This is a genomic window from Streptomyces shenzhenensis (assembly GCF_003688995.1).
GTDB classification, from domain to species: domain Bacteria; phylum Actinomycetota; class Actinomycetes; order Streptomycetales; family Streptomycetaceae; genus Streptomyces; species Streptomyces shenzhenensis_A.
In genome coordinates this window covers 58,085-71,631 of record NZ_PENI01000008.1, presented here as the reverse complement: position 1 = coordinate 71,631, position 13,547 = coordinate 58,085, and the positions used below count along the sequence as shown (strand labels likewise).

General features: G+C 71.6%; 11 protein-coding genes. 5 read left to right on the top strand and 6 right to left on the bottom strand.

Features of this window, described 5'->3' with window-relative positions; genetic code table 11:
* Positions 1–234: 234 nt before the first annotated feature.
* From CTZ28_RS15300 to CTZ28_RS15290, 3 genes are all read left to right on the top strand, one after another.
* Positions 235–3,006 carry a SpoIIE family protein phosphatase gene (locus tag CTZ28_RS15300; RefSeq protein ID WP_121889941.1) on the top strand — a complete coding sequence of 924 codons (2,772 nt, stop codon included), beginning with the start codon at positions 235–237 and terminating at the stop codon, positions 3,004–3,006.
* Between the two features lie 130 nt (positions 3,007–3,136).
* Complete coding sequence (locus CTZ28_RS15295) at positions 3,137–4,465, top strand: PP2C family protein-serine/threonine phosphatase (protein WP_121889940.1); 1,329 nt, start codon at positions 3,137–3,139, stop codon at positions 4,463–4,465.
* A gap of 122 nt (positions 4,466–4,587) precedes the next feature.
* Positions 4,588–5,652 carry an MASE1 domain-containing protein gene (locus CTZ28_RS15290; protein ID WP_121889939.1) on the top strand — a complete coding sequence of 355 codons (1,065 nt, stop codon included), beginning with the start codon at positions 4,588–4,590 and terminating at the stop codon, positions 5,650–5,652.
* 24 nt (positions 5,653–5,676) lie between these two features.
* Here CTZ28_RS15290 and CTZ28_RS15285 read toward each other — a convergent pair whose 3' ends face one another.
* Genes CTZ28_RS15285 through CTZ28_RS15260 form a run of 6 tightly spaced genes read right to left on the bottom strand, consistent with a single transcriptional unit; the run spans position 5,677 to position 11,454 of the window.
* Positions 5,677–6,900 carry an acyl-CoA dehydrogenase family protein gene (locus tag CTZ28_RS15285; RefSeq protein ID WP_121889938.1) on the bottom strand — a complete coding sequence of 408 codons (1,224 nt, stop codon included), beginning with the start codon at positions 6,898–6,900 and terminating at the stop codon, positions 5,677–5,679.
* Positions 6,897–7,310, bottom strand: coding sequence for a hypothetical protein (locus CTZ28_RS15280; protein WP_121889937.1), 414 nt, complete (start codon positions 7,308–7,310; stop codon positions 6,897–6,899). The genes CTZ28_RS15285 and CTZ28_RS15280 overlap by 4 nt, the downstream gene beginning before the upstream one ends.
* Positions 7,307–7,738: a hypothetical protein gene (locus CTZ28_RS15275; RefSeq protein WP_147481153.1), complete on the bottom strand. Its 432-nt coding sequence runs from the start codon at positions 7,736–7,738 to the stop codon at positions 7,307–7,309. The genes CTZ28_RS15280 and CTZ28_RS15275 overlap by 4 nt, the downstream gene beginning before the upstream one ends.
* On the bottom strand, positions 7,735–9,342 hold the full coding sequence (locus CTZ28_RS15270; RefSeq protein ID WP_183154409.1) for a hypothetical protein: 1,608 nt from the start codon (positions 9,340–9,342) through the stop codon (positions 7,735–7,737). Before CTZ28_RS15270 ends, CTZ28_RS15275 begins: the two co-directional genes overlap by 4 nt.
* Entirely contained in the window at positions 9,330–10,010 is a 681-nt protein-coding gene (locus tag CTZ28_RS15265; protein WP_121889934.1) for a nitroreductase, read from the bottom strand. Before CTZ28_RS15265 ends, CTZ28_RS15270 begins: the two co-directional genes overlap by 13 nt.
* A gap of 7 nt (positions 10,011–10,017) precedes the next feature.
* Positions 10,018–11,454, bottom strand: a complete 1,437-nt coding sequence (locus CTZ28_RS15260) for an arsenate reductase/protein-tyrosine-phosphatase family protein (RefSeq protein ID WP_147481152.1) — start codon at positions 11,452–11,454, stop codon at positions 10,018–10,020.
* Positions 11,455–11,933: 479 nt separating this feature from the next.
* On the opposite strand from CTZ28_RS15260, the gene CTZ28_RS15255 reads away from it, so the two are divergent.
* Both CTZ28_RS15255 and CTZ28_RS15250 read left to right on the top strand, forming a co-directional pair.
* A complete protein-coding gene (locus CTZ28_RS15255; protein ID WP_121889932.1) occupies positions 11,934–12,341 on the top strand; it encodes a YciI family protein in 408 nt (135 codons plus the stop codon).
* Between the two features lie 8 nt (positions 12,342–12,349).
* Positions 12,350–13,531: an RNA polymerase sigma factor gene (locus tag CTZ28_RS15250; protein ID WP_121889931.1), complete on the top strand. Its 1,182-nt coding sequence runs from the start codon at positions 12,350–12,352 to the stop codon at positions 13,529–13,531.
* Positions 13,532–13,547: the final 16 nt, after the last annotated feature.

Below are 13,547 nucleotides of genomic sequence, written 5' to 3'. Positions count from 1 at the left end.
TCGCCCGTGCCGAGGAGTTCGGCCACGACTTCGCACCGCCCACCGCCGGCCAGGTGATCACTCGGGGAGACGCCTACCGGTTGCCGCCCATTCCCGCGGTCCGGCGCAAGCCGACCCGGTTCCTCGGGGATGAGCTGATCCCACTCGGGCACAACGTGGGTACGGACACGGTCGGAGATGTGTCGCCCGGAACAGTCGGTCGCCCCGGTCTGCGGCCGGTGTTAAGAAGGAACCATGGGACGGCTCTTTAGCCTGTTCAGGCGGTCGGGGGACGGCGCCGGCACCGGGAAATCACCGCCTGCCTCGGGGCGGCGCCGCCGTGCCCGGCTGAGCGTGCGCAGTGTTGCGGGTCAGATTTTCGTGCTGCAGTTGGTGATCCTGATCCCGTTCGGCCTGGCGGCCGTCGCGGCGCTCCTGCTGCAGGCCCAGTCGACAAGCCTCCAGGACGCACGGGGCCGGTCCCTGGTCGCCGCCGAGGCCTTCGCGAACGCACCGGGAACGCTTGCCGCCATGAAGTCGGACCAGCCGAGCGCGTTGCTTCAGCCGCGCGCCGAGGCGGTTCGGCGCAAGGCAGGAGTCGACTACGTCGTCGCTTTCAGCCCCTCCGGCTACAAATGGACCAGTGTCTTTCCGCAGTTGATCGGCAAGCATGTGGTCGGCGACTACCACAAGGCGCTCGGTGGACAGCCGTACACCTCCACGTACACCACGCCTTTGGGGCCGGCGGTGAACACCACCGTTCCCGTCGTCGACACCGACCACAAGATCGTCGGGCTGGTCTCGGTGGGAATCACCGTCCAGAGCACGCGTGCGGAACTCACCCGGGAACTGCCCCTCGTCCTCGGTTCGGCCGGCGGTGCCATGGTGTTGGTGACAGTCGGATCAGCGCTGGTGAGCCGGCGGTTGCGGCGGCAGACCAACGGCCTGGAACCGGCCGAGCTACGGCGTATGTACGACCACCACAACGCGGTGCTGCACGCCGCGCGCGAGGGCGTGCTCATCGTCGGAGACAACGGACGACTGCTGCTGGCCAACGACGAGGCGCAGCGGCTGCTGCGGCTGCCCGAGGACGCCGAGCAGCGCCCCCTCGCCGACCTCGGTCTCGCACCGGGCGTCGCCGAGCTGCTGAGCTCCGGCCGGACGGCTTCGGACGAGGTGCACCGGGTGGGCGACCGCCTGTTGTCGGTGAACGCACGACCGACCGCGCTCCACGGCAGCCCAGCCGGAAGCGTCATCACACTGCGTGACACGACGGAGCTGCGGGCCGTCTCCGGCAAGGCAGCCGCGGCGGAGCGCCGGCTGCGGATGCTCTACGACGCCATGACCGAGATCGGCACCACTCTTGACGTGATGCGGACCGCTGAGGAGCTGACACAGTTCGCGGTCCCCCGGTTCTCGGACTTCGCCACCGTCGATCTGGTCGCCTCGATCCTCGAGGGCGCGGAGCCTGCGGGTACGACGATGCGCCGTACGGGCTTCACCGGCCAGGGGGAATACCGGCCCTTGTACGAGTCCGGCCAACTGATCAATTTTGCGCCCGCCAGTCCCCAGGGGACCGCCTTCGCGACCGGGGAGCCGCTGCTCATGAACCACCTGTCCACCTCGACGCTGTGGCGGGAGCAGGACCCTGTCGCCACCAGCTGGGTCATCGAGCACGGGCTCCACGCGGTGATCGTGATTCCGTTGCGCGCACGGGGCGTCCTCATGGGCGTGGCCGGATTCTGGCGGTCCCTGACGCCCGAGCCGTTCGAGCAGGAGGACGTGTCGATCGCCGAGGAACTGGTCGCCCGGGCCGCCGTGGCCATCGACAACGCCCGCCGGTACACCCGCGAGCACACCATGGCCGTGACGCTGCAGCGCAGCCTGCTGCCGCAGGGCATGCCCGACCAGTCCGCCCTGGAGGTCGCCTACCGCTATCTGCCCGCGCAGGCGGGAGTGGGCGGGGACTGGTTCGACGTCATCGAACTGCCCGGGGCCCGGGTGGCGCTGGTCGTCGGCGATGTCGTCGGCCATGGGCTGCATGCCGCCGCCACGATGGGACGGCTGCGCACCGCGGTGCTCAACTTCTCCGCCCTCGATCTCCTCCCCGACGATCTCCTGGTCCACATGGACGAGCTGATCAGCCGTATCGACACCGACGAGGCCGGGAACGCCGGCGCGAGCGTCACCGGAGCCACGTGTCTGTACGCCATCTACGACCCCGTCGCCGGCCGGGTCACCGTCGCCCGGGCCGGGCACCCCGGGCCGGGCATCGTGCTGCCCGACGGAACCGTCTCCTTCCCCGACATTCCCGCCGCCCCTCCCCTGGGCGCCGGTGCCGGCCTGCCCGTGGAGACAGCCGAGATCTTCCTGCCGGAGGGGTCCCGGATGGTGCTCTTCACCGATGGGCTCCTGACCGGACACAACCGCGACATCGGCAGCGGCCTGACGGCACTGCGCGGTGCCCTCGCCTCGGGTGCCGACCGCACCCCGGAGGAGACGTGTGAGGACATCATCGACTCGGCGCTGCCCGCCTGTCCCCACGACGACGTCGTTCTGCTGGTGGCCCGCACCCGGCTGCTCACCCGGGACCAGGTCGCCGAGTGGGGCGTCTCCTCCGATCCCGCGGCCGTGGCCCCGATCCGCGCCGACTGCGGCCGCATCCTGGACGCCTGGGGACTGGAGGAGATCGGGTATGCCACCGAGCTGATCCTCAGCGAACTGATCACCAACGCGATCCGCTACGGCAGCCAGCCCATCCGGGTCCGCATCCTGCGCGAGCGCACCCTGATCTGCGAGGTCTCCGACGGCAGCAGCACCTCCCCGCACCTGCGGCGGGCCGCCACCACCGATGAGGGTGGCCGCGGGCTCTTCCTCGTCGCCCAGTTCGCCGAGCGCTGGGGCACCCGCTACACCGCACGGGGCAAAGTGATCTGGGCCGAGCAGTCCCTGCACGGCAGCGGGCGGGAACCGGAGTCCGGCCTCGTCGATCACCTCTTGAACCAGTGGGACGACGCCGCCCTGTGACCGTGTCTCCGCCGAGTCTGCGCGTGTGGCATGCTGCTTTCAGGGTCATGGGCGAGTTGGACTGTCGGGGCATGACACGAACTCCGACGATGACCATCGGGAACAGCTACCGAACCCATGGGCGGTCGTGATGCCGGGCGGCAAGGACGGTAGGTCACCGAAGCCGCAGCACCAAGCCGACCTGCTGGGGCGTCTGGACGCCGAGCTGGGCCGGATCGAGGAGCAGCTGCGTGCCCTGGCCGCCGCCAAGGAACGTATCCAGGACCTGCTGGACGCGGTGGTGGCGATCACCCGCGAGGTGGAGTTGCCGGCGGTGCTGCGCCGCATTGTGACCACCGCCATGGAACTGGTCGGAGCCCATTACGGGGCGCTGGGCGTGCTGGACGAGTCCGACGATCACTTCGGGCAGTTCGTCGCGGCCGGACTGTCCGAGCAGGAGCATGCGGCCCTGGCCGAGCTGGGGTTCCCGCGGGGCCTTGGCGTGCTCGGGTATGCGATCCGCCACCCTGAGCCGCTGCGCGTCGACGACATCTCCGCGCACCCGGCCACGGCCGGGTTCCCGCCCGGCCATCTCTGCCCGCGCAGCCTGCTCGGCGTCGCCATCAACGTCCGCGGCAAGATCTACGGCGGCCTCTATCTGTCCGAGCGACGCGACGGACGGCCCTTCGACGTCCACGACGAGAACATCGTCGTGGCTCTGGCCAGTGCCGCCGGCATCGCGATCGACAACGTCCGGCTCTTCGAGCAGGTGCGCGCCGGATCCGAGCAGTTCCAGCGGCTGCTGCTGCCCACCCTGCCCGACCTGCCCTTCGACGCCGCAGCGATCTACCGGCCCGCCGCCGAGCCCAATCGCCTCGGCGGCGACTGGTACGACGCGATCCTGCTGCCCGACGGGGCGGTGGCGATCGTCATCGGCGATGTGGTCGGCCACGATCTGCAAGCCGCGGCCGCCATGGCCTCCACCCGCAACATGCTGCGCGCCCTGTTGTTCGAGCGGTGCACTCCGCCCAGCGCGTGCCTCGCCCAGCTCGACCGCACGCTCGAGTCCATCACCGACAACCCCGTCACCACCACCAGCCTGGCCCGCATCGAACCCGCGGGGCCCGCCTGGCGGCTGCGCTGGAGCACCGCGGGCCACATCCCCCCGCTGCTGATCAGCCCCGGCGGGCGGGCGGAGTTCCTGTTCGCCGAACCCGGACTGCCGCTCAACGTCAACAGCCGGCATTCCCGCCCCGACCACCTCCGTCCGCTGCCTCCGGGCGCCACCGTGGTCTTCTTCACCGACGGGCTGTTCGAACACCCCGCGCACCCCGTCGACGAGAGCCTGGACGAGCTCGCCGTGCTCGCCACCGCGCACGCCGCCCTGCCCCTGCGAGACTTCGTACAGACGCTGGCCGACCAGCACCCCAGCGACGGACACGACGACATGGCGATCCTCGCGCTGCGTACCCCGCGCTGAAGCCGCCCCCGCCGGCACACGGGGCACGTCGCGAGGGGGAGGCAGCCGAGCGGCGCGGTGGTGCATCAGGGGTGACCGGCGGATGATGAACTACGGGGCCAGGCGGAGGGAGTGACCTCCCGATGACCGTCGCATCCCGTGCCGGGCTCCGGCGCAGTGGCATCACCGCACTGGAGATCTGCGCGGTCGGCGCGCTGTATTACGCCTCGGGCAGGCTGGGCCTGCTCCAGCAGCTCGTGCGCGGCCAGGTCACGCCGTTGTGGCCCCCGACAGGGGTCGCGCTGGCCGCCCTGCTCCTCCTCGGGCAGCGGGTCTGGCCGGGAATCGCACTCGGCGCGTTCCTGATCAACATCTCGCTCGGGCCGTCGGTACCCGCCGTGCTCGCGATCACGGCGGGCAACACACTCGCGCCCCTCTGCGCCTGTGCGCTGCTTCGTCGTGCCGGATTCCGTACCGAGATGAACCGCTTGCGGGACGTCCTCGGACTGGTCTTCCTCGGCGCGTTCACCGGGATGCTCATCAGCGCGACGGTGGGCGGTGGCGCGCTCCATCTCGCCGGGGCGCTGCCCAACAGCAGATTCTGGTTGACCTGGTGGGTCTGGTGGACCGGGGACGCGATGGGCGTCCTGATGGTCACCCCGGTGCTCCTCGTCCTGCGCTCGGCAGGCCGGCCGAAGGGCGTGCCACGTTCCCGGTGGGTGGAGGGCGCTGCGCTGGTGGCGGCCACCGTCGCCGTCGGTTTCCTCCAGGTCTCTCCCGCACCGCTGCTCTTCCTCGCCTTCCCGGTGCTCGTCTGGGCCGCCTTCCGCTTTCAGCGCAGCGGTGCGGCCCCCTGTGCACTGGCCCTGTCCATCTTCGCCATCGTCGCCGCCGCCCGCAGGACAGGCCCGTTCGCCGGCCACGACCTGCTCGTCAACATGATCGCCTTGCAGGCGTTCAACGGCGCCGCCGCCCTGACCGCGCTGTTGCTCGCCGCGGCAATCACCGAGCGCAACCGGGCCCACGAGACGATCGAGCAGGCGTGCAGGCGGCTCGCCGAGCTGGCGGCACAGACCGCGCCCGAGGTGAGCGGCCCACTGGCACTCGGGGACGACAGCCGGGACGACCACAGGGAGACGGCGGCGGACGGGCCCGACGACGGTGATCACTCGGCCGCGTCACCGCCGTACGGCCGGCGACGACAGTGACGCGCCGGTCACCGTCGTCCTGGCTCAGAGTCTGTGGAACGACGGGTCGTACTGCTCGCCGAGCACGGCCCGGCCAATGGTCGCCAGCACGTGATCGTCGTTGTCATGGAGCTGATACAGCGTCAGATCGCGCAGGATCCGCTCCACGGGGCTCGGGCGGATCAGGCCGCGGGCGCCACACGTGTGGACCACGTGGTGCACCGTCTCCCGGGTCAGCTGGACGATCATGTGCCAGGCTCTGTCGCCGGCGATGCGGGCCTCGTCGAGCCTGCCCTCGTCCCACAGCCCGGCGACATGGCGCAGCCACAGGCGGGCGGTCTCGACATTGACCGCCATGCTGCCCACCCGCTGCTGCACATAGGGGTCACCGCCCTTGCCCTGCCGCTTCAGATACGCGAGCCCGTATTCGTATGCCGCGAGGGCGCCGCCGAGGAAGCTCGCCGCGTAATGGGGGACGAAGGCGGTCTGCCACTGTCCGTCGAAGAAGCTGCCGGGACCGCCGATGAGATGGCCGCGCGGTAGGAAGGTGTCGTTGAAGCGCACCGCGTGGCTGACCGTCGCGCGCATACCGACGGGGTCCCACCACGCCTCATCCACGGTCACGGTGGGATCGGACAGGTCGCAGGCGAGCAGCAGGAGCCGCCCGTGGACCTCTCCGGTCCGGCGGGCTCCGCCGGGGCTCTGCGGATCGACGAGCAGGATCGCCCACTGGGCTCCGGTGGCACTGGTGGCGAACGCCTTGCTGCCCCGCAGGACCCAGCCGTCGGGGACGGGGACGAGCGTGGTGCCCGGGCGAAGTGTCTCGCCCGGCTTCGGGGCCTGGGACTCGCCGCTCCAGGCTGCCCATTTCTGCCCGTGTTCCACCACGCCCGCGAACCAGCGTCGTTTCTGCTCCGGGCCGGCCAGGGCGTCGATGAGGACCAGTGCGTTGGCGTGCCCTTCCCAGCAGCGGGCCAGCGACAGATCCGCCTTCGCCAGCGTGGTGGTCATCTCCCACAGGGGCAGGGTGTGGCGCTGCTGCGGTCCGTAGCCCAGGCCTCCGTATTCCCGGGGCACGGTGACGCCCAGCAGGCCGCCGGCGAACAGATCGTCGAAGTCCTCTGCGGGGAAGACGGCCTTGCGGTCGTACTCCTCGGCGCGGGGGGCGAATCTGTCCGCGGCGAGTTTCGCCACGGCGGCGAGCACGGCCTGGTCGTCTCCGAGCGCCGGACCGCGGGCCGCGGCGGCTCGGGACAGGTCGTCGGTCATGTGCGGGTGGCCCCTTCCGAGCGGTAGAAGTGGGCGCGGTACATCACATTCGGCACACGCGCGTCGGTGGGGTGGACGGTGTGGACGTCGATGGTCAGCAGGCCGCGGTTGGCGTAGCCGACGAGGATGACCTGCCGGGAGCCGAGCGGGCCTTCGGCGAGGAAGGCGACGGCCTCGGCCGCGTCGATGTCATCGGCCAGCGGGACCGCGGGCAGGGGGGCGCCGGTGACGGGGAGGGCGGGCGGTCCGGGTGTCCCTCGTACGGGTGTCGGATCGCCGCGTTCGGTGATCCGCAGCCTGAGCCTGCTGCCGTCGACCGCGGCTTCGACCAGTTCGATGCCGGTGGCGCCGGTGTCGAAATTGACCCAGTCGCCCGCGAGCGGCGCCGGATCGACCGCGTGTACCGTCATGCCCGCGCCTCCGTCCTGTGGAAGAACGAGCGGGCCCAGTGGTCGGCGCCCTCGCCGTCGCCGCTGAGGACGGTGGCCGTGGTCGTGATCAGAATGCCCGTCTTGTGGTAGGCGCATACGACGGTGCGCCGCGAGCCGAAGTCGTAGACCACGGAGAACGACCAGGCGACCGACGGGGTGTCCGGCGCGGTGTACACGATCGCCGGCGCCTCACCCCAGTCGCCCGGCTGCGGGCCGCCCGCGCCGAAAGCCCTCACGAACATGCCCTCGTGCATGCCCTCCTCGTGCCACGTCACGCTCAGCCGGCGGGCGCCCTTCGCGCTGTGCCGGTCGGTGTTGACCCACTCGCCCAGCAGCGCCGACACATCCGGTGTGTGGGGCGGGCGGGGTGCGGGCGGTCCGGACGGGGACGTCGAACGGCTCGTCATGGCGCCTCCCTCCTCGTGCGGTGGGCCGCTGCCGGTGCCTCCGACGCGGTGCGGCCGTGGACGGCTGCCTCCTCGGGCCATCCGCGGCAGAGGGCGCGCAGGGGCGGCGTCTCGGGCATCGGATGGCCTGTCATCAGCCTGAACTGCTCGCGTACTTCGACGATCAGGACCTGCCAGCCGTCGATACCGGTCAGTCCGCGGGCACGGGTGGCGCGCGCGAGCGCGGTCGGCGGATCGCGGTAGGGCATCTCCAGCACCACCGCGTCCGCGTCGGCCGCGGCCACCGGGAACGGCTCCCGCTCCACCAGGGGCGTGGCATGCGCGAGCAGACCGTACCCCGCAGGGGAGAACCGGGCCAGCGGTACGTAGGGCAGCCCGAGCCGCGAGGAGGCCTCCCGGCCGTGCGCGGTCCCCCGGTTGACCAGGGTCACCCTGGCTCCGGCCGCACGCAGGGCCCAGGCGACGGCCCGTCCGGCGCCGCCGCAGCCGATGACGGCGGCCCTGCGGCCGTTCGGGTCGACCCCGCCCAGGGCAAGGGCGCGCAGGGCTCCGACGGCGTCGGTGGTGGCCGCCCGCCAGCGCCCCGCGTCGAGCCACAGCAGATTGGCCGCACCGCACCCCAGCGCCTCCGGGTCGGCCGCGTCCGCCACGTGGAGCGCGCTCTCCTTGTGCGGGGCGGTCACGGTCAGTCCGCGCAGGGGCGGACCGCCCAGCGCACCGAAGTCGAGGCTCCACTGCCAGAAGCGGAAGAACGTGTCCACCGGGAAGGGCAGGTAGAGCGCGGGCAGCCGCAGTTCCCGCAACGCCGCGTTGTGCAACCGGGGCGACGGCGACCCTTCCGGGGCGTGCCCGGCGATGCCGACCAGTCCGCTCAGCGGGGGCAACGCGGGCAGGCCGTAGTCGGCCAGGAGCCGGCCCACACTCGGCGATCCGTCCGCCCCCGGCGCACCGATCCGGCCGTAGACGACAGGCGCCCCCAGCCACGGCGCCAGCACCCGGGTCCACATGCCGACCGGCCCCGACGCGAACGCGGTCACGTCGGTACGTCCGAGCCCGGTGAGCAGCAGCGGCGCGGCGGACCCGTACTGCGCGCCCGGCTGCGGCACGAGGAGGTACAGCGCCGCCGGCACGGCGGACATCGCGGCGAACCGTTCCCGAAGCCCTGCCGACGCCTCCAGCAGCCCGGCCCGACCGCGGCCCTCGCTCCTCCCCGAAGGTCCGGACGCGTGCCAGGAGACACGCCGCTGCCGGGCCGGGACGGCCGCGAGCAGCTGCGGCTGCACGTCGTCCATCGCCTCCAGATCGACCCGTTCATAGTGGTCCGCCGCGCGCAGCAGCCGGGTGCGCCGCTCCACCGGACCGGCGGCCGAGCGGCCGCCGTGCCGCGCAGAGCGCAGGCTGTAGGTCAGCCGCCCCCCGAAGTACCGGCGCAGCCGGGACGGATCGGGATCGCCGACCAGGTCGGCACGGATCTCCAGCTCGTCCGCCACTCCCGTGAGGCCGCGCAGCGCACGGGGGGTGAGGTCCTCAGGTTCGGCGGCCACCGCCACCAGCCGGGCCCGACGCCCGACGGCGGCGCCGTACCCGCTCGTCACTCGCGCCACTGGACGTACTCCTCCAGACCGGCCCGCCGCGGGACGAACCGATTGACCGGGGCTGTCTCGTCCGCGTATCCGACAGCCATGGTGCATACGACGAGCCGGTCGGAAGGGATTGCCAGCTGCGCTCGGAGCACAGCTGCGTAACCGGCCACGCTGAACTGCGGACAACTGCTGAGCCCCGCGGCCACCAGTCCGAGCATGACGTTCTGCAGGAAGAAGCCCAGCTCCAGGAAGGTGCCGGGCACCGCGTTCCCGGGCAGGTGACAGACCAGGGCGGTCGGAGCGCCGTAGAAGCGCAGGTTGTCACGGAAGTGCGCGCGGGCGGCCGCCCGGTCCGGAATGGCGTGGCCCTTGGCCGACAGCACCCCGGTCACGGCCTGCTCGGCGCGTCGCTCGACGACGTCGTCGAGCGACGGCGGCCGATTGGTGCAGTCCGGGCGGGGCGGGTCGCCACGGTCGAACGCCTCGCACAGCGCGTCCACCAGCGTCTTGAGGGCGCCGCCGGTCACCACCGTGACCTGCCACATCTGGGTGTTGCGGCTCGACGGCGCATGGCCGGCGGCGAGAAGTATCCCCGCCAGGGCGTCCCTCGGCACCGCCCGGTCCAGAAAGGCCCGCTTGCAGTGCCGGGAGGTGATCAGGGAGAGGCCGTCGCACAGCCCACGTGTCATCTGTGCCTCACTCCCGTCCCGAAGTTATGGGGCGAGGGCCGTAGGAGTCGGCGAGCTCGCACAGGCGGACATGGACGGAACGCCGGATGTGCTGGGCGCACCGTCGGTACGCCTCCGGGGACTGCCCCTCCGGATCGGGGATGTCACCGTACGGGTCGAGCCGCAGGGTACGGCCCTCGGCCTCGGGCGCCACGGCGATCACCCTGTCGCGATGGGCTCGGGTCATGCAGTAGATGACGGAGCTGACCTGACAGAGTTCCCAGGTGACCGGGCGGGCGCGATGACGGCGGGGATTTCCCCGGCCCGGCACCCGTCGCAGGCCGAGTTCAGCGAGCGCGGACCGGGCGGCGGGAGCCATCGGGCGTGCGGGCAACGGCGTCGCGACACCCGCGCTGGAGAACCGGAAGACGTGTGCGACGCCCGCCTCCGCGGCCTGGGTCCAGGCGATGGCCTCCGCCATGGGCGAGCGGCAGGTGTTCCCCCCGCAGACGAACAGCACCCGGCATGCCGCACCGGTGCCGCGGGTTCGCCACCAGAGGGCGGCCGACGGGCAGGACAGGGCCGCGGCCGCGGCTACGCCGAAGACGAGCGCGATCAGTTGGCTGCTCCCCGGAGCCGCGAGCCCGGCCAGCCAGGCGAGCGCGTAGGAGGCGACGAGGCCGGACATCAGGCTGGCGAACGCCCAGGCCGGCACGCCCCAGGTGTATTCGCGCCGGTCGAGGTAGATCAGCGAAGCGAAGACGAACAGCACCTCGTAGGCCACGCCGATCCCCGCCGCGCCCAACGCGGCGGGCGTGCCGAGGAACGTGGTGAACCCCGCGCCCAGTTGCGGTTGCCCTGCCAGCGCTCCCGCGCCCAGCAGCGCGGCCAGCCAGACCGGCGCCGCGACATGCTCCTCCACGAAGAATCGCCGGTCCGTCGCGACCACGCCGTTCTTGGCGACGCGGCTCATTATTTTGAACCGCCCGAGGTAGCCGGCCAGGTAAATGAGGACGCTCAGCACGGCGGCCACGGTGAGGTGGTAGCTGTTCACATCGCCGAGGGCCACCGAGACCGCTATCAGACTCAGGAAAAGCGCCAACCAGGAATTCTTCATGACCGGCCGTTTTCCGGCCACGTCGATCAATGGGGAGAGAATGAGAACGCCACCCCTCATCAACAGCAGCATGAAGAGGATCGAGACGCCGGCAAAGGTGTAATTCATCGTGGTGGCGCCGATGATGAGCGAGGTGAAGAAGCCGGCCGTCAGGGTCTCCCGCCCCGCCACCGGAATCCGGTGCCCGCCGATCCCGCTCCGGCGCATGTGCCGCCACCGGCCCGTCACGCCCAGGAAGAGCAGCATCGCGAGGATCTGTCCGAGGACGGATGCGGGCAGCAGCTCATAGCCGCTGACCGGCTGGGACGACAGCGGAGTCACCCCGCTCGCCAGTGCCTTCACCAGCATGGCGTAGGGAATATACGATACGAAGTATCCGAAGGTGAGCCAGCCCATGTGAGTCCCATTACTGGCCGAGCGTCACGGTGCTGACGCCGCAAGTCCGGGATCGGCACATCTGGTCGATATCTGACCCGAATAAATTTGCCCAGTGTCGGAGGTGGTTCTGTGAGCCGGCGGTAAATCCAGTGGCCCACTGAAATTGCGCAGCCTCGACCATTCACACATACGCTAGCCAAAATGCTACCGCCGGCGGCTGCGTGCAGCCAGCGCAGGAGCAGTGCCGGCAGATCGAGTGCGGTGAGCAGGCTCCGCCGTGGCACCCCTCGCGCCACGTCGTGCACCCGCGCACCGGGAGGCGGCTCAGCCGGGCCCGTCCACGAGAGCCCGAAAAAAATCGGGCGGCGATGTCGAGAACGCGTGACCGGCTCCGTCCCCGTGGTGAACGTGACCACAATGGGTCGCACCAGCACCGAGGAGAAACACTCATGGCCAAGTACTTGCTGCTCAAGCACTACCGCGGCGCTCCGGCCGCGGTCAACGACGTTCCCATGGACCGGTGGACGCCGGAGGAGATCTCGGCGCATGTGCAGTACATGAACGACTTCGCGGCCCGGCTGGAGACGACCGGCGAGTTCATCGACGGCCAGGCGCTCGCCCCCGACGGGATGTGGGTCCGGTACGACGGTGAGGGGCGCCCGCCGGTCACGGACGGCCCGTTCGCCGAGACCAAGGACCTCATCGCCGGCTGGATGGTGATCGACGTCGACAGCCACGAGCGCGCCGTCGAGCTGGCCGGGGAGCTGTCGGCCGCCCCCGGGGCGGGCGGGAAGCCGATCCACGAGTGGCTGGAGCTGCGCCCGTTCCTGACCGCGCCGCCCACCGTCACGGAGTGACCTCGCAGATGAACGAGGCCCAGCTCCGGAGCCTCACGCCGAGCGTGCTCGGGATCCTCGTCCGCCGCGGAGCCGACTTCGCGGCGGCCGAGGACGCCGTGCAGGACGCGCTGGTCGAGGCGGTCCGCGTCTGGCGGGCCGCCCCCTCCCCGAGCTCTTCCAACGGGGAACACCCCATGCGGGATCCGAAGGGCTGGCTGGTCACCGTGGCCTGGCGCCGGTTCCTCGACGCGACCCGGGCGGACGCCGCCCGCCGCCGGCGTGAGGACCTCGTCGACGAGGAGCCGGCGCCCGGGCCCGTGTCCGCGGTGGACGACACGCTCCAGCTCTACTTCCTGTGCGCCCACCCGTCGCTGACGCCGTCGTCCGCGGTCGCGCTCACGCTGCGCGCCGTGGGCGGTCTCACCACCCGCCAGATCGCCCGGGCCTACCTGGTGCCCGAGGCGACCATGGCGCAGCGGATCAGCCGGGCCAAGCGCACCGTCTCCGGCGTGCGGTTCGACCAGCCGGGCGATGTGGCCACCGTGCTGCGCGTCCTGTACCTGGTCTTCAACGAGGGCTACTCCGGCGATGTCGACCTCGCCGCCGAGGCCATCCGGCTCACCCGGCAGCTCGCGGCCGCGGTCGACCACCCCGAGGTGGCGGGGCTGCTCGCCCTCATGCTGCTCCACCACGCCCGGCGGGCCACCCGGACCGCGCCCGACGGCAGCCTGGTACCGCTCGCCGAGCAGGACCGCGGCCGGTGGGACACCGGGTCGATCGCCGAGGGCGTCGACATCCTTCAGGCGGCCCTCGCCCGCGACCGGCTGGGCGAGTTCCAGGCCCAGGCCGCCATCGCGGCACTCCACGCCGACGCGCCCACCGCCGAGGAGACCGACTGGGTGCAGATCGTCGAGTGGTACGACGAGCTCGCGCGCCTGACCGACAGCCCGGTCGTCCGGCTCAACCGCGCGGTCGCCGTCGGCGAGGCCGACGGGCCGCGCGCCGGTCTGGCGGCGCTCGCGGCGCTGGACGCCTCGCTGCCCCGCCACGCCGCGGTGGCGGCGCACCTCCACGAACGCGACGGCGACCTGGTGACGGCGGCACGGTTGTACGCCGAGGCGGCCCACAGGGCAGCCAACCTCGCGGAGCGCGATCACCTGACACGCCAGGCCGCCCGGCTCAACTCCCGGTCGAGCGAGGCTCCATGAGGAGGAGTGCGCAGGC

Excerpts from the sequence above, each read along its gene's own strand:
- CTZ28_RS15250 (WP_121889931.1), top strand. The coding sequence starts at position 12,350 with ATGAACGAGGCCCAGCTCCGGAGCCTCACGCCGAGCGTGCTCGGGATC.
- CTZ28_RS15300 (WP_121889941.1), top strand. The coding sequence starts at position 235 with ATGGGACGGCTCTTTAGCCTGTTCAGGCGGTCGGGGGACGGCGCCGGC.
- CTZ28_RS15255 (WP_121889932.1), top strand. The coding sequence starts at position 11,934 with ATGGCCAAGTACTTGCTGCTCAAGCACTACCGCGGCGCTCCGGCCGCG.
- CTZ28_RS15285 (WP_121889938.1), bottom strand. The coding sequence starts at position 6,900 with ATGACCGACGACCTGTCCCGAGCCGCCGCGGCCCGCGGTCCGGCGCTC.
- CTZ28_RS15275 (WP_147481153.1), bottom strand. The coding sequence starts at position 7,738 with ATGACGAGCCGTTCGACGTCCCCGTCCGGACCGCCCGCACCCCGCCCG.
- CTZ28_RS15260 (WP_147481152.1), bottom strand. The coding sequence starts at position 11,454 with ATGCTGGTGAAGGCACTGGCGAGCGGGGTGACTCCGCTGTCGTCCCAG.
- CTZ28_RS15295 (WP_121889940.1), top strand. The coding sequence starts at position 3,137 with ATGCCGGGCGGCAAGGACGGTAGGTCACCGAAGCCGCAGCACCAAGCC.
- CTZ28_RS15290 (WP_121889939.1), top strand. The coding sequence starts at position 4,588 with ATGACCGTCGCATCCCGTGCCGGGCTCCGGCGCAGTGGCATCACCGCA.
- CTZ28_RS15280 (WP_121889937.1), bottom strand. The coding sequence starts at position 7,310 with ATGACGGTACACGCGGTCGATCCGGCGCCGCTCGCGGGCGACTGGGTC.
- CTZ28_RS15265 (WP_121889934.1), bottom strand. The coding sequence starts at position 10,010 with ATGACACGTGGGCTGTGCGACGGCCTCTCCCTGATCACCTCCCGGCAC.